This window comes from Bacillus sp. LQ16, assembly GCF_057784645.1.
The window spans coordinates 2638946-2659944 of the sequence record NZ_CM173491.1; the positions used below are offsets into that span (position 1 = coordinate 2638946).

The following is a 20999-nucleotide window of genomic DNA, read 5'->3' on the forward strand; positions in this document are numbered from 1 at the left end:
AAGTTAAATCGTCTTTATATAGGAGCTTATAAATCGTTATGAAAAAGATATATCTCGTTACAATAATTTGTGCCTTTATAGTAATAAGTATCTTTGTTTTTCAGAAAATAAATGAACATAAGTATACTAAAGCTATTAATCAATCAAATCATATAAAAAATATCGCACATAGAGGTGCTTCTGAATATGCGCCTGAACATACAATAGCAGCATATAAATTAGGACAAAAAATGAATGGAGATTATATAGAAATTGATCTCCAAATGACAAAAGATGGGCATTTAGTGGCAATGCATGACGAAACCTTAAACCGTACAACAAATGGTACTGGGCTAGTGAAAGAGCATACATTAGAAGAAATAAAGCAACTAAATGCAGATTCTTTTTTCAACGAAAAATATCCGAACTTAGCAAAGAAAGAATTTGAAAATGCTAAAGTCCCAACATTAACAGAAATTGTTGAAACGTTTGGGCAAAATGCGAACTATTATATTGAAACAAAATCACCTAATGAATATCCAGGAATGGAAGAAAAATTATTAGAAATTATTAATCACTACGAAATACAGAATAAAGTTATTATTCAATCGTTTAGTGAAGAAAGTCTACAAAAGATTCATAGCTTAAATAGTAATATATCTTTAGTACAATTATTACCTTATAAAAAAGCAGTTCAATTAACAGAATTAGAGATAGAAAAGTATAAAACGTACTGCATAGGTCTTGGTATGAATTACAAATATATTGATTCAGATTATGTAAAGAAAATAAAGAAAAGCGGATTAGAAGTTCATCCATTTACAGTAGATCATGAAAAAGATATGAAAAAGTTACTTTCATGGGGAGTCGATGGGATGTTTACTAATTATCCGGATCGTTTACATTCAATATTATTGGATTTGAAAAGTCATGAATAAGAAGTGTTATTCATAAAAGGGAAATTTACACAACCTATATATTAGGGTTATCAATGTAAGATGGCATGTTGCATATAAAAAGAAAATACCAAAAACCGCAACTGGAAGACCTGGGTTGCGTTTTTTTTTATTGCTTAGATTTCAGTTTACAAAGTTTGAAGCTAGAAATGTAAATCTATTTAGATGAATTGGCTTCTTATGTATTTGTACTTCGGATCGTTCTAGGTATATGTACAACCCATGAGACGAGTTTTGCATATGATAATAGAAAAGGAGATGTTGCATATTGAAATACCAAACTAGAAACGTAAATAATCTGAATAAATTAGCGGATAATACGAAAGCTGCAGCTTTTAAGTGGTATCAGTACTGTATCGACAATGGAATTGAAGTGTTAATTTATGAAACAATCCGTACAGTCGAGCAACAACGTGAATATGTTCGTAAAGGAGCATCACAAACGATGCGCTCATATCACTTAGTAGGACAGGCATTAGATTTTGTTCCAATTCAGTCGAATGGTACAGAAGATTGGAATGGCTATAACAAAGAACCGTGGGCATCAGCAATTCGTTATGCTAAACAAATTGGTTTTGAATGGGGCGGTGACTGGAAAGGATTTGTGGATAGCCCGCATTTGCAATATAACTACAAAGGGTATGGAACGGATACTTTTGGAAAAGGTGCTCAAAATGTAGTGACTCCTCCCACGTCGAATGATAATGTAGGGGTTGCTTATATTAACGGTAGTAATGTAAATTTACGAAAAGGACCTGGTACTGGATATGGCGTTATTCGTCAATTAGGGAAAGGAGAGTCCTACAAAGTATTTGGACAATCAAATGGCTGGTTAAATCTAGGTGGCGATCAGTGGATTTATAACGATCCATCATACATTCGTTATACGGGAGGAAATGTACCAGCAACTTCACAATCATCAAATGATGGTGTAGGTGTAGTTACTATAATCGCGGATGTATTGCGTGTTCGTACCGGCCCTGGAACAAATTACGGCATTGTGAAAAACGTGTATCAAGGTGAAAAATATCAATCGTTTGGATATAAAGATGGTTGGTATAATGTTGGTGGAAATCAATGGGTTTCTGGTGAATATGTTACGTTTGTAAAGTGAAAATAAGAGCCGTCCAGTTGGGCGGCTCTTTATTTTAAATATTCATAGGGCGAACACTCATAATATCATTCGTGATACATAGAGTATAATTTTTCATTCTAATAATCAGAAAGTAATCAAAATGTAATTAATTTCAACTACGCTTTTTATATTTTTTTGATACACTGGCTACGAGGGGGATACCAATTAAGGTGGGTAAAAACCAAAACCATATTGGCGGAAGTAAATTTAAAATGGGAATATGGATGCCGATATTTACTAAAAGTGCGGTGACTGCACCAATATAAGAACCTAGCATACCTCTAATGTGGTGATGGAGCCAATTTTTCCAACGTTTTTTTCGTGCAAGGTATCCATAAATCGCAAATGAATAAGAGAAGATTGCTACATAAAATAAATATGCGATTTTATCCCAGTTGATAATGGATAATATTATTGCCGTAAGGGTAATGAAAACATAGGATGCATGATATATTTCGCCCCATTCGGTATGTTTTCCTTTCTTCTTTTGGGCAACCATCGCTACAATACCAGTGATTAAGCATATTGTTCCAAATAGGATGTGTATGGTTAAAAGAATGTTAAAAATGCTCATAATAATTCCTCCTTTTTTATTTTTATAGTATTGCAGTATAGGAGAAAAGTTGAAAAATATAGTTAGTTCGGCTTAATATATTGAAATAAAGGTACTCCTAGAACAAAACCCAATGATTTAAATATTTAGTGAGATGATTATTATGTTAAATGAAGGAGAGACTTCTATGTTTACATCTATTACATATTTACAATCGGGCAATGAGAAACAACAAAAAATATATGATGTTTTGAATAGCCTAAACATAATGGAGGATTTAGCTTTATATAATCCCGTTCTTTGCGGGACAATCCCTATAAGAATTGATACTCCTCAATCTGACTTAGATATTGTAATGGAAGTATATAACTTTGATGTTTTTGAGCAGGAAATGAGATCTTTATATGGTTCTTATGGAGGGTTCAACATAAAAAAGAAAAAAATTAAAGGTACTGAATCGATAAAGGTGAATTTTGAATTCGAAGGTTTTGAATTTGAATTATTTGCTCAACCGAAGCCAGTGCGTAATCAAAATGCATATAGACATATGATAGTGGAACACATGTTATTAATGCAACATCCCCATATAAGGGAAGAAGTTATTCGCTTAAAGGAACAAGGTTTAAAAACAGAACCTGCTTTTGCTCAAGTATTAAATATTGACGGAGATCCTTATGAAAAACTTATTTTATTAGGGCAGGAAATGAAATTGTGGTAAATAAGATACGTAAAAAAATCCTCCAAAAACAAAAGAGGATTTTTTTATGCCGTTAACTTTCGAATTAATTCACTGAGCAATTTAATCCCGTAAGTCATTTGTTCTGGTGAAGCATATCCATATGATAAACGAATGTACTGATCTGATTCTTCTTCATAAATACGTCCTGGGTTTAAAAGAATTCCTTTTGATAGAGCCTCTGAAAATAGTTTTTTCATCGGAATGTTATGTACAACCTTTAGCCATATAAAAAATCCACCACTAGGAATATCCCACGATGCAATATCTGCACAATATTTATTTAAAGCTCGTATCATTATTTGTCTTCGCTCTTTCAGGTGCATTCTTACGTTTGCTACATGTTCTTCATAAAAACCTTCATTTATCCATTCAGCAGCTACTCTTTGAGATAAAGAGCTGGATCCATAGTCTGTTTGCATTTTTATATCTGACAATCTATCAATAACAGGTTCTGGTCCGATTATCCATCCAATTCTAAGTCCTGGGCTAAGTGTTTTAGAGAGACTACCAATATATAATACATGTCCATGTTTATCCATCGACTTTAAAGGAGCTGGAGGTGATTCATCAATCCATAACTCTCGGTAAATATCATCCTCGATGATAGGCAACTGCTCTTTTTCACATATTTTTAATATTTCTTTTCTTCGCTCTTTGGACATCAATATCCCCGTTGGATTTTGAAAACAAGGGATTGAATATAAAATATTATTCTTTTGACTATATTTAATTCGTTTTAATAAGTCGTTAGGTAAAATACCGTGATGGTCCATTGATATACCGGATAAATTTATATTTGCTGATTGAAAAACATGAAGTGAATATAAGTAAGAAGGTTGTTCAAGTAAAACAGTTGATTTTCTATGTAAAAGACCAATCGATATTAATTGTAATGCTTGGAGTGCACCAGAGACTATTAATATAGAATCCGGTGATGCATGTATTCCAAATGATCTTACATATTTGCTTATTGCTTCACGTAACGGATAAAAACCTTTTTGTTCTTCGTATCCGAAATAATCTAATTCCTCACTGACGTTTTTTATTATAGATTGCATAGTTTCGAGCGGGAAAAGATGAGGTGCAAGTTCACCTTTACTAAGATGGATAAGCGTTTTATTTGCTTCTGCTTCATTTATTTCTCGCACCATTAACTTACTTGGTTTATGAATACCGGCTTTTACATATTCACTCCAATCGGGCGGAGGATTAGTTGCTAATAATGACCATGTATTATTCATTACAATTGTTCCTGCTCCGATTTGTCCTTGAATTAAACCATCTGCCATAAGTTCATCTAGCGCAGTAATTACAGTACTTCGATTTACATGAAATAATTTTGCTAACTGCCGCTGACTAGGGATTTTACTTCCAATTGGCCATTCTCCGTTTTCAATTTTTTCTTTCATATAGTCTATTATCTGCTGATATTTGGGCACTTTTTTATCGGTCGTCATATAAAAAACTCCTTCGTTTATTTAAAAGATTCAAAGTGGTTGGTTTTTCCGATAAATAACTGGTTGAAGACATTGTATCAACTATTAAATATGATGAAAAGAAATAATTGGTAATTTAAAAATGGTTGGTTTTTTAGGGAAGGAGAGAAAATATGCATAATAAAAAATGGGATTTACGCATTATATGTGCTCACGCTTTTACAATTCTTATATGGGGAACTGCTTTTCCAGCAATTCGTCTGGGGCTTGAATCTTATACGCCTGAACACCTTACTTTACTACGCTTATTAATCGCCTCATTTATACTTTTGTTATTTTCATTTATATACAAACTACGACTACCGGATTTAAAGGATATCCCAGCAATTTTCATATTTGGTGCTCTAGGATTTACTATTTATCACATCGCATTAAACTACGGCGAAAAAACAGTAAATGCTGGATCTGCAAGTTTAATAATTTCAGTCACTCCAATAGTAACGGCAATTCTTGCTTCTGTTTTTTTGAATGAAAAAATGAAATTAAATGGCTGGATCGGTGGTGTAATGAGTTTTGCAGGAATTGCCTTAATTTCATTTAGCCAGGGCGATGCTATTCAATTGAATAGCGGGGGATTATTTATATTATTAGCGGCGATTTCAGAAAGTCTATTTTTCGTTTTCCAAACATCTTCCTTAAAAAAATACGGCTTCTTACCATTTACCATATATACAATTTTGTCTAGTACTGTATGTATGCTTATTTTCTTACCCGGAGTTTATCAAGAAATACTAGTAGCTCCTCTTGAAGTTAACTTGAGCGTTATATATTTAGGTGTCTTTCCAACAGTACTCCCGTATATTGCATTGGCCTATATTATATCTCGTGCTGGTGCTTCTGAAGCAACAAGTTCTCTATATTTAACGCCAATAACTGCGTGTTTCATTGCTTGGATATGGTTAGGAGAAGTGCCAACTTTAGTTTCGATAATTGGCGGAGGAATTACTATACTTGGAATTGTGATTGCTCATATACCAGTATTAAGAAAAGAAAAACATAGGAATTTAGCAAATAATCAATCCGTATAATGTAATTCAATAATGATTTTATGATACTTTTTCATATAGTTTCTTTCTTATGTTGATAAATATAATATTTTGTATTTCAGTTAAATATTGTATGTTACATTTTATGTAGTAAGCATTTTAAAAGGAGCTGACAACATAATGAATGGAAAAAGAAAATTTTTCACATGTATTTCTATTGTAGGAATCGGACTAGCTAGTTTTTCTAATTCTAGTTTCGCAGCAAGTGTAACGGACAATTCAATACAAAATTCTATTCCCGTAGTTAATCAACAAGTAGCTGCTGCAAAGGAAATGAAACCATTTCCCCAGCAAGTTAATTATGCAGGTGTTATAAAACCGAATCATGTTACACAGGAAAGTTTAAATGCTTCTGTAAGAAGTTACTACGATAATTGGAAAAAGAAATATTTGAAAAATGATTTATCTTCTTTACCTGGTGGTTATTACGTAAAAGGAGAGATTACAGGTGATGCGGATGGGTTTAAGCCACTTGGAACTTCAGAAGGTCAAGGGTATGGGATGATAATTACAGTATTAATGGCTGGTTATGATTCGAATGCTCAAAAAATCTATGACGGATTATTTAAAACAGCAAGAACTTTTAAAAGCTCTCAAAATCCTAATTTAATGGGATGGGTTGTCGCAGATAGTAAAAAAGCACAAGGTCATTTTGATTCTGCTACTGATGGAGATTTAGATATTGCGTATTCTCTTCTTCTTGCTCATAAGCAGTGGGGATCTAATGGAACAGTTAATTATTTGAAAGAAGCACAAGACATGATTACAAAAGGTATTAAAGCTAGTAATGTTACAAATAATAACCGACTAAATTTAGGAGATTGGGATTCTAAAAGTTCACTTGATACGAGACCATCTGATTGGATGATGTCACACCTTAGAGCATTTTATGAATTTACAGGTGATAAAACTTGGCTTACTGTTATTAATAATTTGTACGATGTTTATACGCAATTTAGTAATAAGTACTCTCCAAATACAGGACTTATTTCAGATTTCGTTGTAAAAAACCCACCACAACCCGCACCTAAAGACTTCTTAGATGAGTCAGAATATACAAATGCATATTATTATAATGCTAGTCGAGTACCTTTAAGAATTGTAATGGACTATGCGATGTACGGCGAGAAGCGAAGTAAAGTCATTTCTGATAAAGTCTCTTCATGGATTCAAAATAAAACGAATGGAAATCCTTCTAAAATTGTGGATGGTTATCAATTAAATGGATCCAATATTGGTAGTTATCCAACTGCTGTATTTGTTTCACCGTTTATTGCTGCAAGTATAACGAGTAGCAATAATCAAAGGTGGGTAAATAGTGGTTGGGATTGGATGAAGAATAAGAGAGAAAGTTATTTTAGTGATAGTTATAATTTATTAACTATGTTATTTATTACAGGAAATTGGTGGAAGCCTGTACCTGATGATAAAAAAACACAAAATCTAATAAATGATGCAATTTATGAAGGATACGATAATTAATTAAATTTGAGAATGGTTACTGAAGAAAGGAATTAGCATTCGCTAGTTCCTTTTTAATGTTTTGTAAAACATTATCCATTCTAAAATTCGCATAGATATACTTGCTTTTTTCATATACATAGTTATTGATGACTCTATGTTTTTATGAAGGGAGAGTATTTCTTGGAAAAAGTATTATTTTTCGGAGACCCAGGTATTGATGACTCATTTGCCATTATGTATGGTTTACTGCATCCCGAAATTGAAATTGTCGGTATTGTAACCGGATACGGAAATGTTGAGCATATACATGCTGCACATAATGCAGCGTATATTTTACAGTTAGCAAATAGACAAGACATTCCTGTCATTAGTGGTGCAACAAAACCACTGACAGAAGAAATCACTACGTACTATCCTGAAATTCACGGAGCAGAAGGATTAGGGCCCATCCATGTTCCGGAAAATGTATTATCTATTCCAATATACAATTTTGGTAGTATTGCTGCGATTCTTATAAAGCACGGAAAAGATTTAACGATTGTTGATGTAGGAAGATCTACCTCGTTAGCAATTGCGTTTAATTTATGGAATGATTTAATGCTAAATGTAAAAGGAATCTATTTCATGGGTGGTGTTTTTTTAGAAGTCGGAAACGTTACGCCATTAGCGGAGGCAAACGTGTATGGGGATCCTATAGCAAGTAAAATTGTTTTCCATCAAGCAAAGAATTTATTCATATTCCCTTTAAATGTAACAAACAAAGCTGTGTTAACACCAAATGTATTTAACTATATTCAAGCTAATGCAAAGAATCCATTTCATATGATAATGAAACCAATGTATGACTACTATCTATCCGCATACCAAAAACTTAATCCATCTATGGCAGGACCTTTGCTACATGATGTGGTTGCAATAAGTGGATTAGTAAATCCAAGTTTTTTTGAATTTGTGCATCGTACAGTAAATGTAGATACATACGGAGATACGAAAGGACAAACATTTGCTGATTTTCGCCCTAGCTCTATATCTGAAGGAGCCCATATAGCACTAGAAATAGATGAACAAAAATTCATTCAAGATTTTATAAAAATCATGTTATAAGTTGCTGTCGAAAAAGGGAATTATTTCAATGCGTTGAATATAAAAATACATCCTCTAGATAAAGGAGCTTACAATATTGAATGTCCAGTTAAAGGTTGTTACGAGAGACAATTGGGAAGATGCATTAAAGTTACAAGTTAAAAAAGATCAAAGAAAATTTGTCCCCGCTGTATCAGTTTCACTTGCTAAAGTATATATAAAACCAGATGGTGACAATGTAGAGTACATACCATTCGCTATATACGATGGTGACCTTATGGTTGGTTTTGTTATGCATGCTGTTGTAATAGAGACATCGGATATGTATTGGATTAACGGATTTATTATTGATCAATCGCAACAAGGTAATGGTTATGGAAAAGCAGCATTACAAGAAAGTATTAATATAATAAAAAATACGTTTAAGACGTGTAAAGAAATTAGATTAACCGTACATAAAGATAATCTCTCTGCAAAGAAATTATATGAACGATATGGTTTCATATCATTAGGGCAGGAGTATGATGGTGAGCAAGTATATCGTTTATTTGTTTAACTATTAGGAAGTAAAGGTGTGAAATGAAATATGCAATTTACTGAAGTGAAAATTGCAGTGTTCATTCCTGAAGAATATATTGAAACATTAAGGGATGAATTATATAAAATTGGAGCATGTAAAACGGGCGAATATGACCATTGTCTTTCCTATAGTTCAGTGAAAGGATATTGGAGACCTTTAGAAGAGGCATCTCCTTTTAATGGAGAAATTGGTCAAATATGCGAAGGACAAGAATGTAAAGTTGAAATAAAGTGTAAACGAGAACTTGTAAAAGATGCTCTTGAAGTTATTAATGATATTCATCCGTATGAAACACCTATGATTTATATTATACCAATACTAAATGACTATTTTGAGAAACTATACATTAAATAACTAGGAGGAATATCAATTGAAAAGTAAATTTCATCATATTGTACGAGCAGTCATGATAAAAGATGAAAAATTATTAGTTGCTGAATATATCGGCCATCATTATTTTTTACCTGGTGGCCATGTTGAAATTGGAGAATCAGCAGAGAATGCATTAAAAAGAGAGTTAAGAGAAGAACTTGGAGTAAACTGTAGTATACAACAATTTTTAGGCGTCATAGAAAATCAATGGCAAGATAAAGAAGTTCTTCATCATGAAATTAACCACATTTTTGAAGTAGAGTCACAAGATTTACATACGGACTTAACACCGAAATCTAGCGAGTCTCATTTAGCATTTCACTGGATAGCTTATAATAAAGAAGCCTTAAATCATTATGAAATCATGCCAATGCCTTTAGTAAAGGAATTACTAGAAAGTAAGTTAAATGATGAACTCCTAAATTGTTGGATTAGTAATTTTTAAATCACTTTATTTATAGTAAATACGTCCATCGAATGAATATAAAGAAAATAGGCTGAAAAACAAGGTACATCACCTAGTGTAAGTTCATATTTTGTTGATGTACGCATTTAGTCTATAGTCTTGTTTCTACTATGTTTAAAAGAATTTATTAACTTTCATATTTGGACGGAATTTACATTTATAAATGGAGGGTTTCATAATGAATCAGTTTCAACAAGAACTACAATCATTAAACCTTAATGATTATCAAACTGGCAATGTTGTGTATTGGGATCAACAACAAAGTCAATATCCATACTATTACATTCAAGACGATGCACGTCGTTGCGGCGGATGTGGAGGTTGTGGTGGACGTTGCGGTGGATGTGGCGGTAGATGTGGTGGTTGTGCAGGTCGTTGCGGCGGATGTATAGGATGCGCAGGATGTTTCAGTTGCTTTAATTGCTGGAACTGGTGGATTATTTAAGTATAGAAAATCCAAGTTATTTTATATGAAAGAAAGGTGTAAAAACTATTTTGCACTTTTCTTTCATGCTGTAATTTTGATGTGTATTAAGGGGGATTTATTTGTATACATATGATAAGTTGATTTCTTGGGTAGAGGATATAAAAGAAAAAAATCATAGTTCTGCTACAGCACTTTGTATTATAAAAGATAATAAAATCGTACTAGAGCATTATAGTGGTTATCACTCAAATACATCTACAAGCAAGAAAGTAACAGCATCTTCACAATTTAACGTTGCTTCTGCTAGAAAAAGTTATTTAGGATTAATGATAGCGTATGCGCTTTATGAGGGGAAAATAAACTCTATTGATGATGAAGCGATAAAATATTTTAAAGACTTTGATCCTGCATTGCTTAGTAAAACGACGATAAGACATTTAGTAACACATTCGCACGGATTAGAAGAAACGAATGACAGGACAATTTTTCGTGAATTTGCACCGGGACAATCATGGGCGTATAGAGATATTAATGTAAGAATGATGACACGTCTTATTTATCAGCTATATAACAAAAGTTTTCCTGAATTGTTAAAGGAGCGTGTGTTTAAACCTGCTAATTTTCAAGAAACAGGTTGGAGAGTTCAGCGAGATGAAAATTTAGTTGACGTTGTTAATGATCCAAATGAAGACGCAATTAGTGAAATTGGTACGGTAGATGACGGTACTGAAAAAAATTTATTTGTCTCAGCTAGAGAATTTGCGCAGTGGGGTAATCTTCATTTAAATCAAGGTATGATAGATGATAAACAAATTGTTCCAAAAGAAGTTATAAAAATCGCTACGAGTTTGCAGAGCCCAACATTTATAAACAAAGAGCTACCACAAAATGGGGTGTTTTGGTTCATCCAAAATGAGCCTGCACAATTAAGCGAACTTGGTGAACGTATTCCAAAAGGATCGTATCAAATATTAGGGATTACTGGACCGACTATTTTAGTAATACCTGAATATAATGTAGTTGTTGCAAAAATGTATAACAAAAGATATAACTACGGCGGTGATAATTACTTATATTATCTACGTGAATTTAGTAATTTAGTCGCTGATACATTTAGTAACGGTAATAGGGCATAATTACTCCTATAACAAAAAGGAGTGATTGAAAGTGAAAGATAAAGTGAACAAAGATAAAAAGCAAAATATAAAAGATGTAAATACAGAACAAAATGCGATCTATAGCGATCCTAAAGATGCAGCTAATATGCAAACTGTACCGCAGCCGAAAGATTTTGATGAAATCGAATATTAATTTTTCATCCGACTATATGATGAATGAAAAATACGTCTTAAGTCCCATCACATATAAGAAATCATTTGGTAACATATATACATAAGCATTTGAAAATGTCTTATCTTAACAAAGCTTTCTTTAGAAAAATCTGATATAACCTGCAAAAGGCACTTCTTTATGAAGTGTCTTTTTGTGTATATGAACTTAATTACCATTTTCCGTACAGTATCTTGCAATTTATGATGGATATACTAACTGTGAAAATTCATGTCAAGATAAAAGAAGGGGACAGTTAGTATGAAACAAACTTCTATAAATCCGTTACTAATTGTTCTAGGTACAATCATTGTTCAAATTGGACTTGGAACAATTTATACATGGAGTTTATTTAATCAACCCCTTGTAAGTAAGTTTGGATGGAATCTTAATTCAGTAGCGATAACTTTCTCCATAACTAGTTTTTCTTTATCATTCTCAACTTTATTTGCAGCCAAGTTGCAGAAAAAATTAGGCCTTCGGAAACTTATTGCTACTGCAGGAATTGTTTTAGGACTCGGCTTAATACTTAGTTCACAAATTTCTTCCTTACCACTATTATATTTATTAGCTGGTGTCGTTGTTGGTTATGCGGATGGAACAGCTTATATTACATCACTATCTAATTTAATTAAATGGTTTCCAAATCGGAAAGGGCTTATTTCAGGTATATCTGTATCAGCGTATGGAATGGGCAGCTTAATCTTTAGATATATAAACGGAAATCTTATCGATAACCTTGGTGTATCACAAGCATTCTTATATTGGGGTATTATCGTGTTACTTTTAGTGTTAATCGGATCGTTCTTCTTACGTGAGGCAATTGTAAGTAATACTGTAACTGAAACATTACACAATGACTATACTCCGCGTGAAATGATGCGAACGAAACAAGTATATCTGCTATTTTTTATGTTATTCACCTCGTGTATGGGTGGTTTGTATTTAATCAGTATGGTAAAAGATATCGGCGTACAACTTGTTGGACTTAGCGCAGCAACCGCTGCAAACGCCGTTGCTATGATTGCAATCTTTAATACAGTAGGTAGAATCATTCTTGGGACGTTATCAGATAAAATCGGGCGAATGAAAATTGTCTCTGCAACGTTTATTATTATAGGATTGTCAGTCTTTACTTTAAGTTTTATTCCGCTAAATTACGGAATCTATTTTGCTTGTGTAGCAAGTGTCGCCTTTTGCTTCGGCGGTAATATAACTATATTCCCAGCTATTGTCGGAGATTTCTTTGGATTAAAAAACCATAGTACAAATTACGGGATTGTCTACCAAGGTTTTGGATTTGGTGCGCTTGCAGGATCATTCATTGGAGCGATACTTGGAGGATTTCAACCAACTTTCATTATAATTGGTGTTTTAAGTGTTATTTCCTTCATTATTTCAATATTAATCCGTCCACCAAATGTAGAAAAGAAAAAGGAACTAAAACATTTACATCGGAAAGTAGCTTAATTTTAAAAAGAGTCCTCATACTAGGGCTCTTTTTTATTCCATTAACTTTGCTTCTTTACCAACTCATTAAAGACAGGACAATATCATTTTAAAATTGAATAGATAAGTAAAAAGGAGCGTGACACTTAAAATGAAAATAGTACAGCAGTGGGTACAAGAAGATAGTGATTACATAAGAGAGAAAGTAATTGAATATAATCAAAAATATCTCGCAGATGAAGAAAAAACACCTTCAGAAAAGGTTAGTTTCATAGTAAGAAATGAAAAAGAAGAAATAGTAGGTGGGGTAACAGCAATAACTTTTTGGCACCATATACACGTTGACTTTCTATGGGTTTCTGAAGAGTATAGGCATGAAGGTTACGGAAGCAAGTTAATAAAGCTTATTGAAGAGTTTGCAATTGAAAAAGGGTGTAGGTTAATTAATTTAGATACTTTTAGTTTCCAAGCTCCTGATTTTTATAAGAAACATGGATATAAAGTAATTGGAGTAAGTGAAGATCATCCGAAAGGACATAATCATTATTATTTAGAAAAACGGCTAAAAAGTACATAGAATTTGTTAACATTAGTATTTGGAATACAAATGCAATAAGGGCGAGGTTATTATTAATTTAAGTATTAATTGAATCAATTTTCATACTAAAACTGTAAGAACGTACTTTGGATAATCTTCCTAAGGTACGTTCTTTTTTATATCAGTAGCCTATTTTTATTAACTCCATCAATAGCGGTAAAGGCAAGACTTTACTAACTTATATATATTAAAAGGAGTTAATGGTAGAATGGATAGAAGACAGAAAATTCCTTTTATTAAAAATAGAGGAGGTACATATGAAAAAAGTTAATGTTACATACGCGATTTTGTACAATAAAACTAATGAAAAGATCTTAATGGTAAAAAACAAAGGGGAAAATGGTTCTTATTATACATTACCAGGTGGCGCAGTTAAATTAGGAGAAACGTTAGAAGAAGCAGTAATTCGAGAAGTAAAAGAAGAAACAGGGTTACATATAAACGTAAAAGGGATTTGTTCTATCAGCGAAGCCTTTTTCGAGGAAAGAGATCATCATGCAATTTTCTTTAATTTTCTAGGCGAAATAATTGGCGGGGAGACCTATATATCAAGACCAAAAGAAATCGAAGAGATTACTTGGATGGAATTACATATAGCAGCTCCATATTTACGCATACCAGAACATTTACTAGATTTATTACAAAGGAAAGAAACAGTACCGTACTTTTTTAACGGAACAATCGTTCATCAATCTTCATAAAAATATTATCTCATGTAAGGTGGGGAAAACATGGAGTTCATCGTTAATCACAAACAATTTACTCAAGCACTTTCAGAAGTTAACAAAGCGATATCAACAAAATCTTTAATTCCTATATTATCTGGTATAAAAATAACTGCAGATCAATCTGGAATTACTTTAATTGCAAGTAACTCGAATATTTTTATCGAAAAATTCATTCCTGTTTCAATTGAAGACGAAAAGATTGCAACTATTTTAAAGGCAGGAACTATTGTTGTACCTGCAAAGTATTTCATTGAAATAATAAAGAAAATGCCAAGTGATATAGCAATAAAAAGTAAGAATGAGCAATTAATTACGATACAATCAGAAGAAATCACATTAAGTTTAAATGGATTTCCTGCAGATGAGTTTCCAAATGTACCGCTTATAGACAATCATGCAGAAATCAAAGTAGAGACAGAGCAATTGATTGAAGTATTTAAACAAACAGTCTTTGCGGTAGCGAAAAATGAATCTAGACCTGTTCTTACTGGGGTGCATATAGAGTTATCTAATAATAAGTTAATTTGTGCTGCAACTGACTCACATAGACTAGCGATACGTGAAACGCTACTTTCCTCAGATGTAAAAGCAAATTGTATTGTACCGAGCGCAACCATTAGTGAACTTCTAAAATTAATGAACAGCAATTCGGAATTCGTATATATCTACCTTTCAGAGAGTCATATTATATTTACGTTTGGAACAACTACATTATATTCAAGACTAATTGAAGGGAAATATCCTAATATTTCTAACCTTATTCCGAACGACTTTAAAACGATTATTAACATAGATAGAAAAAAGATATTACAAGGTGTAGACCGATCAAGTTTATTAGCAAGTGAATGGGCCAATAACAATGTTAACTTAGAAATCATAAACGAATCTACAATTAAAATTTCTTCAAACGCTTCTCAAATTGGGCAAATATCCGAAACGCAACAAATAGATGCGATTCAAGGTGAAAAACAATTAAATATATCTTTCGATGGGCGTTTTATGGTTGATGCTTTAAGAGCAATAAAAGAAGAAACGATTACTTTAAGCTTTGGCGGTTCTATGAGACCGATATTGATTGAAGCAGGAGAGCAATCTGCAGCAGTACATCTTATATCACCAGTAAGAGCTTATTAGGGATAGAGGAAGGGATTACATTAGGTACAAGCAGACTTTTGTTTTATGAAATCATAAATTAATACATTATAAGAATGATGTATTAGTATAGCAAACAGTTTACTAAATCCTACATAATATAATTCAATCATAGACAAAGCAGCAATGGAAATCTGAAATACAAAGCAAAATAATAATAACCTAAATATAAAAGCCATAGATTAATCGATATGGGGTGAGTACGATGAAGAAAGTAATTGTTTTACTCATTGGTATAGTTTTAATTATTTTTGCTTTTTATCAATACAATAAAAAAGACTATGCAGCTAAAAGTAATAACTTGTATGTAGAAGACTTTAAAGGGGCAAATGATTCAATAAAAATACAATCTGCTATTAATAAAGCAGCGTCTAGTAAAATAAAAACCGTATTGCTTGATGATAAAAAGTATAAAATCACGTCACCAATCACTGTTAAAAAAGGTGTAAAATTATTATTTGGTTATGGATCACAATTTGTGGTTGAGGGAAACTTTAGAGTTCTAGAACTAGAGAAAAACGCATCCATTGAAGGAGCGTATATAGCTATTGACGATCCTAAATTTAACTCTGAAGTTATTTATTTAGACGGTAAAAATAAATATTATAACACTTGGAACAAAACACAAATAAAAGATATAAATATTATTAATTGGACGGAAACGAATAAAGGTACCGGAATTTCTTTATACTCTGCTGGAAAAGAAAATGAAATTTCGTTTGTTAACTTCGAAAACATTAAAATTGTAGGAATGGAAACCGGACTAAAATTAGTAGCAAAAAAACCGAGCACCGGACAAGCTTGGATAAATGCCAATCGTTTTATGAACTTTTCTTTAGAAGACTGTGTAAATATGATTTATATGGATAGTCAAGTAACTACGCCAAATGAAATTAGTGGGAATCAATTTACAAATCTTCAAATACAGCCTTCAAATAAAACAAAAAGCATTATACAGGTAAGTGGTCAGCATAATGAATTTCATGGGATGGTGTGGGATTTAAATAAAATAAAACATGAAAACGAACTCATTGAACTGACTGATAAGAGTATGAATACAGTGGTTGAAATGTCCAGTGTACCAGCAAATAGAGTTTTAGATAGTGGGAAATCCAATATTGTGAAATAAGTTTAAATACAGAAAAAAGAGCGAATTCTTTATAAGAGGATTCGCTCTTTTTATATTTTAAAATTAAATTTCCTTCCACCAAGTGGATGAAGGATAATTTGTAGATTTTAACGTAATAGATTCACCAATTTGAGGCGTTGTAATTTTAACTCCTAAACGGTTAGCTTCTTTCGTAACACGTTCTATCGGGTCACTCCATTCGTGTAATGCTAACGTAAAGGCACCCCAATGAATCGGAAGAAGTAATTCTCCTTTAACATCAATATGAGCTTGTACCGTTTCTTCAGGCAACATATGAATAGCAGACCACCTCGGATCATATTGCCCGCATTCCATTAATGTAAGATCGAATGGACCGTATTTCTCACCAATTTCCTTAAAGTGAGGGGCATAACCGCTATCACCACTAAAGAAAATTTTAGTCTCTTGACCAAGAATAAGCCATGAACACCATAATGAACGATCTCTATCTGTCATACCACGTCCCGAGAAATGCCTTGCAGGCGCACATACTAACTTAATATTATCAAACGTAATTTCGTCCCACCAATTATGTTCACTAATTTTACTAGGCGAAACACCCCATTTAATAAGATATTGTGCAACTCCAGTTGGAACATAAAAGTGCTTTGCGCGATCTTTTAACTGCATAATACTTTTGTAATTCAAATGATCATAGTGATTATGAGAAATGATAATCGCATCAATTTCTTGAAGGTCATCACGTTCTAAAGAAAAAGCACCACTATAGCGTTTACTATTAAACAAAGGGAATGGGGAAGAGGCATCTCCAAACATAGGGTCTAATAATAGTTTTTTACCTTCTATTTTCAAAAGAGAAGCAGAATGGCCAAACCATGTAACACTCTCTAACGATTCATTATCTTTATTTGATAAAACGATAGGCAAATCCTTTATAGGACGCAGCTTTGATTTTATTTTAAAGTAATCCGTCATTAAACTTATAATATCTTTCGATTTAAAACTCATATCAGTATGAATTTGATTTGTATATTTCTTATTCATTCGTTCTCCTTTTTACGATTAACAATTTACGTATGTTGTTTTTGTAGCTATTTGTAGTTTAAACTATATTATTTTACCTTTCATCTAAAATGCCTTGTATTTCATAAATCCGTCAAATTCATTATTTGTATCTATAAAGTACAAATCGCACAGCAGCAGCTAAGACAAATATTAAGTACATGTAAATTGTTTTTATTTAGTAAATTCCTTCTTATACGCAACAAAGAACATAAGTTCCGTTGTATGTTATAGAAGAAAATATGTCTCTAATAAAAGAAAGGAAGGAGAGGATGTAAGTGCACATAGAACGAAAAAAGAAATCAAAATGTAAACTATCAAAATCTGAAATCATGCATTTGTATACTGAAGGGAAGAGCACCTCAGAAATCGCTATGCTTGCTAATGTGTCTGCAAGGTAGATTCGTATGGTTCTAACAGACAACAACGTTCCAAGGCGAGCTATAGGGAGCTGGAAGAGAAAGTATGACATAAAAGAAGATTATTTTAAAACTTGGTCAAATAATATGGCTTATATATTAGGGTTTATAGCAGCAGACGGTGCTATACCAAAAGAAAATCAATGTGTCAGTATATGACAAAAAGAAAGTTATATTTTAGAAGATATAAAACAAGAACTAAACACCAACCAGCCACTATATCGAAATAAAAAAACAGGCGTATATATGCTAAACATTAATAGCAAAGTAATAAAAGACGATCTAATGAATATTCACGGAATCATGCCATGTAAATCTTTTAACATTGAATTTCCTTTAGTACCAGAAGAATATTTACATCATTTTGTTCGTGGATATTTTGATGGGGATGGTTACGTCAAGTATGAAACTTATACAGTAAGCTTTGTAGGAGGATCATATAACTTTATGAATTCTTTAAATCAGGTACTACAAAATCAAAATTTACCAGCCGATTTACTAAATCAAAATAAACATTATCGCGTCATTTTAACCGGAAGAAAACCAATACAACTATTTTCAAAGTGGATTTATAAAGACAAAGATATTTATCTGCATAGAAAATATGAAGAATTTCAGAAAGAAAGTCTAAGTCTAGATCAATTAAAAGATCGAAAGCTAAAAAGAACTCAAGCTGCTGTTAAGCAGAGAAAACAAAATTTCCTTAAGGAATATATGAAAAATAAATGTATCGCTAAAACTTGTTCCATTTTAGAAATAAAGGAGCCAACTTTTAAAAGTTGGTTAAAAAATGATAATCAATTTAAAAAAGACTATGAAAGAATTCATTCATTATAAAAACGCAAGAAACCTTAGTATATCTATGCTAAGGTTTTTAATTTTGGATTATTAGAGGACACTCATTTTCGTTTATAGAACTTAATAAATACATAGATTTTACAATGAATTTATTAGTAAGGAAGGGAATATGAAATGCTCACTAATAATAGTCCGGAGAATATATTACATACGGCTTATGAAACTAAAATGATTTCATCTGGAGATAATTCGCCATCTATAAAAATAAAAGGAACGAAACTTCAATATTTACTTGTATTGGTTCATCTTGGTTTTGAGTCAAATGCTATAAAAATGATGCTAAATTGGACAAATGATGAATTTGAAAAGCACGTTAATTCATTAGAAGTAGAGGGGCTATTGAAACAAACAGGAGGGAGGTACTATCCAACGTGCATGGTGATAACAGCTTGTGAAGGAAAAAAACTTTATAACCTTTGTGAACCTCTAATTAAACCAACACTTAAGATCATTGAAAATCATTCAAATCAAATTGAATTTATTTCAAAAAGAATCGACACGTTTAATCATTTATCTAAAGAATCGTATAGTCTTTTACTGTATAGTGGTGTGTTATTAGATTTTGGACAAATAAATTACATTGAAGAAAACTATTTAAAAAAGAAACGACCTTTAAGAAATAAGAAACGATATTATTATGCTATTCAAGAACAAGAACTAGCAGATATAGAGGCTTTCGGGATGTATGGTAATACGTATTTAGATTTAGGAGAAGTTCAAATTGGTCTTTATGGAAATTCTCGATATTCAACATTAAATTTAATAACAGCAAATAACGAAACATTTGAAGAATATTTTCAAAACACTAATACTGATATTAATTATAAGAAAAAGCAATTAGTAAAAGGTTACGTAGCAGCAGATAGACAAATAGATTTACATTTAAATGTAGTTTATGAAAAATTAGGTTTATATCAAAATTCACAACCTATCATCCCGATGTTTAAAAAAGCAGACGTATCTAGGCTTAACGACATTGCAAACACAATCAGTAAAGATTTAGTCTTATTATTTAAAGAAAACGATAAGCCTTTAAAAGAATACTTTGCGAGCAGCAGATACTCACAAGAAATAACTTATGAAGAGTTTTTTATCTGGTGGTATCACTTTTTCTATACAAAAGTAACTGAAGAATTAATAAAACAAGGTGTAATTATAACAAGCGCACAAGAAAATCAAACGTACATAATCCATTAATAACTTTAAATTAAAGTGCTAATATACTTTTACAAATGTAGCAGCTAAATGGATAAATAATTATTAGTAAATAGAGGATAATCTGAAATTAAAATCTAACATATGAAGAAAATGAAATATTTAAAGGGGAGTAGAGCCGTGCAAAAGAAATTTATCAATCCGGAAACGATGTCACCAACTTTTGGATACTCGCATGTAGTCGAAGTTAGTAACGCTAAACGAACAATTTACATATCTGGACAAGTAGCGATCAATACCGATGGTCAAATAGTTGGTGTTGGCGATATAGCTATACAAACGCGACAAGTATTCGAAAACATTAAAAGTGCATTAGATACTTTGGAATTACAATTTAATGATGTAGTAAAATTAACATTTTTCTTAACAGATATTTCTCAAATGGCCACTGTTAGAGATATACGAGATCAATACATTGATACTAAAAATCCACCAGCAAGTTCAGCTGTAGAAGTTAGAAAGTTAATTAACGATAACTTTTTAATTGAAATCGAAGCAATTGCTGTAGCAAACTAATTTTAAAAACTTATTATGAATCATATCCATGCAATTCGTTTAATGCGTTCATTTAAAACGAATTGCATTTTTTATTGTCTTAAATATAATTTATATCTGGAGACATTATCATCAACAACTCATAAAACAAATAAGCACACAATCGATTACACAGAATGAATCCGATGAAAAGGGAAGCGTAACAATCTGCACTAACATATAATAAGTTTATTACTTTTATCCAGTTAACATAATATATATTATAGGCAGTTATAAAAACAAATCAA

General features: G+C 32.1%; 22 protein-coding genes and 1 pseudogene. 20 read left to right on the forward strand and 3 right to left on the reverse strand.

The window, feature by feature from the left end; translation table 11 throughout:
* Window positions 1–38: 38 nt before the first annotated feature.
* Entirely contained in the window at window positions 39–917 is an 879-nt protein-coding gene (locus AC3EMB_RS13135; protein ID WP_078401235.1) for a glycerophosphodiester phosphodiesterase, read from the forward strand.
* Window positions 918–1203: 286 nt separating this feature from the next.
* The gene (locus AC3EMB_RS13140; protein ID WP_053564313.1) at window positions 1204–2049 is read left to right on the forward strand and encodes an SH3 domain-containing protein; all 846 of its coding nucleotides are present in this window, start codon (window positions 1204–1206) and stop codon (window positions 2047–2049) included.
* A gap of 133 nt (window positions 2050–2182) precedes the next feature.
* On the opposite strand, the gene AC3EMB_RS13145 is transcribed toward AC3EMB_RS13140, so the two are convergent.
* Window positions 2183–2644 carry a DUF2306 domain-containing protein gene (locus tag AC3EMB_RS13145; protein WP_098125800.1) on the reverse strand — a complete coding sequence of 154 codons (462 nt, stop codon included), beginning with the start codon at window positions 2642–2644 and terminating at the stop codon, window positions 2183–2185.
* A 166-nt stretch (window positions 2645–2810) separates the two neighbouring features.
* Here AC3EMB_RS13145 and AC3EMB_RS13150 point away from each other — a divergent pair, with 166 nt between their 5' ends.
* Complete coding sequence (locus tag AC3EMB_RS13150; RefSeq protein WP_069355698.1) at window positions 2811–3341, forward strand: DUF4269 domain-containing protein; 531 nt, start codon at window positions 2811–2813, stop codon at window positions 3339–3341.
* A gap of 44 nt (window positions 3342–3385) precedes the next feature.
* Here AC3EMB_RS13150 and norG read toward each other — a convergent pair whose 3' ends face one another.
* Window positions 3386–4819 (reverse strand): efflux pump transcription regulator NorG, encoded by a 1434-nt coding sequence (norG, locus tag AC3EMB_RS13155; protein ID WP_071732172.1) that lies wholly within the window; start codon window positions 4817–4819, stop codon window positions 3386–3388.
* A 152-nt stretch (window positions 4820–4971) separates the two neighbouring features.
* Between norG and AC3EMB_RS13160 the strand changes: the two genes are divergently transcribed.
* The 14 genes from AC3EMB_RS13160 to AC3EMB_RS13225 all read left to right on the forward strand — a co-directional run bounded on the left by AC3EMB_RS13160 (window position 4972) and on the right by AC3EMB_RS13225 (window position 16681).
* Complete coding sequence (locus AC3EMB_RS13160) at window positions 4972–5886, forward strand: DMT family transporter (RefSeq protein WP_069355696.1); 915 nt, start codon at window positions 4972–4974, stop codon at window positions 5884–5886.
* A gap of 138 nt (window positions 5887–6024) precedes the next feature.
* Complete coding sequence (locus AC3EMB_RS13165; RefSeq protein WP_406652618.1) at window positions 6025–7386, forward strand: family 8 glycosyl hydrolase; 1362 nt, start codon at window positions 6025–6027, stop codon at window positions 7384–7386.
* Between the two features lie 162 nt (window positions 7387–7548).
* The gene (locus tag AC3EMB_RS13170) at window positions 7549–8472 is read left to right on the forward strand and encodes a nucleoside hydrolase (protein WP_488517756.1); all 924 of its coding nucleotides are present in this window, start codon (window positions 7549–7551) and stop codon (window positions 8470–8472) included.
* A gap of 76 nt (window positions 8473–8548) precedes the next feature.
* A complete protein-coding gene (locus tag AC3EMB_RS13175) occupies window positions 8549–9007 on the forward strand; it encodes a GNAT family N-acetyltransferase (RefSeq protein WP_488517757.1) in 459 nt (152 codons plus the stop codon).
* Between the two features lie 30 nt (window positions 9008–9037).
* Window positions 9038–9385: a divalent cation tolerance protein CutA gene (cutA, locus tag AC3EMB_RS13180; protein WP_416474316.1), complete on the forward strand. Its 348-nt coding sequence runs from the start codon at window positions 9038–9040 to the stop codon at window positions 9383–9385.
* Window positions 9386–9401: 16 nt separating this feature from the next.
* On the forward strand, window positions 9402–9848 hold the full coding sequence (locus AC3EMB_RS13185) for an NUDIX domain-containing protein (RefSeq protein ID WP_000836831.1): 447 nt from the start codon (window positions 9402–9404) through the stop codon (window positions 9846–9848).
* Between the two features lie 199 nt (window positions 9849–10047).
* Window positions 10048–10314: a heterocycloanthracin/sonorensin family bacteriocin gene (locus AC3EMB_RS13190; protein WP_001071389.1), complete on the forward strand. Its 267-nt coding sequence runs from the start codon at window positions 10048–10050 to the stop codon at window positions 10312–10314.
* Between the two features lie 101 nt (window positions 10315–10415).
* Window positions 10416–11432 carry a serine hydrolase domain-containing protein gene (locus tag AC3EMB_RS13195; RefSeq protein WP_071732167.1) on the forward strand — a complete coding sequence of 339 codons (1017 nt, stop codon included), beginning with the start codon at window positions 10416–10418 and terminating at the stop codon, window positions 11430–11432.
* Between the two features lie 31 nt (window positions 11433–11463).
* Window positions 11464–11607, forward strand: coding sequence for a hypothetical protein (locus AC3EMB_RS13200; protein ID WP_071732166.1), 144 nt, complete (start codon window positions 11464–11466; stop codon window positions 11605–11607).
* Window positions 11608–11886: 279 nt separating this feature from the next.
* Window positions 11887–13095, forward strand: a complete 1209-nt coding sequence (locus AC3EMB_RS13205; protein ID WP_053564303.1) for an L-lactate MFS transporter — start codon at window positions 11887–11889, stop codon at window positions 13093–13095.
* 130 nt (window positions 13096–13225) lie between these two features.
* Complete coding sequence (locus AC3EMB_RS13210) at window positions 13226–13651, forward strand: GNAT family N-acetyltransferase (protein WP_053564302.1); 426 nt, start codon at window positions 13226–13228, stop codon at window positions 13649–13651.
* A 278-nt stretch (window positions 13652–13929) separates the two neighbouring features.
* Window positions 13930–14373, forward strand: coding sequence for an NUDIX hydrolase (locus tag AC3EMB_RS13215; RefSeq protein ID WP_053564301.1), 444 nt, complete (start codon window positions 13930–13932; stop codon window positions 14371–14373).
* A gap of 30 nt (window positions 14374–14403) precedes the next feature.
* Window positions 14404–15534 carry a DNA polymerase III subunit beta gene (gene dnaN / locus AC3EMB_RS13220; RefSeq protein ID WP_071732165.1) on the forward strand — a complete coding sequence of 377 codons (1131 nt, stop codon included), beginning with the start codon at window positions 14404–14406 and terminating at the stop codon, window positions 15532–15534.
* 223 nt (window positions 15535–15757) lie between these two features.
* On the forward strand, window positions 15758–16681 hold the full coding sequence (locus AC3EMB_RS13225; protein ID WP_488517758.1) for a hypothetical protein: 924 nt from the start codon (window positions 15758–15760) through the stop codon (window positions 16679–16681).
* Between the two features lie 63 nt (window positions 16682–16744).
* Here the strand turns inward: AC3EMB_RS13225 and AC3EMB_RS13230 are convergent, their stop codons facing one another.
* Window positions 16745–17707 carry an MBL fold metallo-hydrolase gene (locus AC3EMB_RS13230; RefSeq protein ID WP_075719780.1) on the reverse strand — a complete coding sequence of 321 codons (963 nt, stop codon included), beginning with the start codon at window positions 17705–17707 and terminating at the stop codon, window positions 16745–16747.
* Window positions 17708–18003: 296 nt separating this feature from the next.
* On the opposite strand from AC3EMB_RS13230, the pseudogene AC3EMB_RS13235 reads away from it, so the two are divergent.
* The 3 genes and pseudogenes from AC3EMB_RS13235 (at window position 18004) to AC3EMB_RS13245 (ending at window position 20733) form a co-directional block, all read left to right on the forward strand.
* Window positions 18004–18981 (forward strand): annotated as a pseudogene (locus AC3EMB_RS13235) (LAGLIDADG family homing endonuclease).
* Window positions 18982–19116: 135 nt separating this feature from the next.
* Entirely contained in the window at window positions 19117–20199 is a 1083-nt protein-coding gene (locus AC3EMB_RS13240) for a hypothetical protein (RefSeq protein WP_098126544.1), read from the forward strand.
* 138 nt (window positions 20200–20337) lie between these two features.
* The gene (locus tag AC3EMB_RS13245) at window positions 20338–20733 is read left to right on the forward strand and encodes a RidA family protein (protein WP_050843840.1); all 396 of its coding nucleotides are present in this window, start codon (window positions 20338–20340) and stop codon (window positions 20731–20733) included.
* Window positions 20734–20999 lie beyond the last annotated feature (266 nt).

Coding starts and splice junctions, on each gene's coding strand:
- norG (WP_071732172.1), bottom strand. CDS start 4,819: ATGACGACCGATAAAAAAGTGCCCAAATATCAGCAGATAATAGACTAT.
- AC3EMB_RS13160 (WP_069355696.1), top strand. CDS start 4,972: ATGCATAATAAAAAATGGGATTTACGCATTATATGTGCTCACGCTTTT.
- cutA (WP_416474316.1), top strand. CDS start 9,038: ATGCAATTTACTGAAGTGAAAATTGCAGTGTTCATTCCTGAAGAATAT.
- AC3EMB_RS13150 (WP_069355698.1), top strand. CDS start 2,811: ATGTTTACATCTATTACATATTTACAATCGGGCAATGAGAAACAACAA.
- AC3EMB_RS13145 (WP_098125800.1), bottom strand. CDS start 2,644: ATGAGCATTTTTAACATTCTTTTAACCATACACATCCTATTTGGAACA.
- AC3EMB_RS13240 (WP_098126544.1), top strand. CDS start 19,117: ATGCTCACTAATAATAGTCCGGAGAATATATTACATACGGCTTATGAA.
- AC3EMB_RS13205 (WP_053564303.1), top strand. CDS start 11,887: ATGAAACAAACTTCTATAAATCCGTTACTAATTGTTCTAGGTACAATC.
- AC3EMB_RS13215 (WP_053564301.1), top strand. CDS start 13,930: ATGAAAAAAGTTAATGTTACATACGCGATTTTGTACAATAAAACTAAT.
- dnaN (WP_071732165.1), top strand. CDS start 14,404: ATGGAGTTCATCGTTAATCACAAACAATTTACTCAAGCACTTTCAGAA.
- AC3EMB_RS13210 (WP_053564302.1), top strand. CDS start 13,226: ATGAAAATAGTACAGCAGTGGGTACAAGAAGATAGTGATTACATAAGA.
- AC3EMB_RS13225 (WP_488517758.1), top strand. CDS start 15,758: ATGAAGAAAGTAATTGTTTTACTCATTGGTATAGTTTTAATTATTTTT.
- AC3EMB_RS13165 (WP_406652618.1), top strand. CDS start 6,025: ATGAATGGAAAAAGAAAATTTTTCACATGTATTTCTATTGTAGGAATC.
- AC3EMB_RS13190 (WP_001071389.1), top strand. CDS start 10,048: ATGAATCAGTTTCAACAAGAACTACAATCATTAAACCTTAATGATTAT.
- AC3EMB_RS13230 (WP_075719780.1), bottom strand. CDS start 17,707: ATGAATAAGAAATATACAAATCAAATTCATACTGATATGAGTTTTAAA.
- AC3EMB_RS13135 (WP_078401235.1), top strand. CDS start 39: ATGAAAAAGATATATCTCGTTACAATAATTTGTGCCTTTATAGTAATA.